Annotated in this window: 1 protein-coding gene; it reads left to right on the top strand. The window is 68.6% G+C overall.

Translation table 11 applies throughout. The features are described 5' to 3' along the window. On the top strand, positions 1–474 hold a 474-nt coding region (locus FFK22_RS42220; protein WP_143957045.1), incomplete at both ends, for a condensation domain-containing protein.

Genomic DNA, 474 nt, shown 5'->3' on the forward strand with positions numbered 1-474 from the left:
CCTGGTCGAAGCCCTCAACCCCACGCGGTCGCTGACCCAATACCCGTTCTTTCGCGTCTGGCTGGCGTTTCAGAGCGAAAGCGTCCCGACTGTCCACCTCTCCGGGCTGCAGGTGACGGCGACGACGGCTGAGCTCGGGGTATCGCGGTTCGACCTCAGTGTTAGCCTGTGGGAGCAGCGCGATCCGGAGGGCCGGGAGGCGGGGCTGGAAGGAATGCTGGAATACAGCACGGACCTGTTCGACCGGGAGACGGCGGAGGGTCTGGTATCGCGGCTGGTGCGGCTGCTGGGGTCGGTGGTGTCGGATCCGTCGCAGGCGGTGGGCCGGATCGAGCTGCTGGGTATCGAGGAGCGGGCTCGTCTGCTGTCGGGCTGGAATGCGACGGATCGGGCGGTGCCAGGTGAGGCGGTGCCGGATCTGTTCGAGGCGCAGGTGCGCCGGACGCCGGATGCGGTGGCGCTGGTGCATGGCGG

The sequence above is a fragment of the Mycobacterium sp. KBS0706 genome (assembly GCF_005938675.2).
Classification (GTDB): domain Bacteria; phylum Pseudomonadota; class Alphaproteobacteria; order DSM-16000; family Inquilinaceae; genus Inquilinus.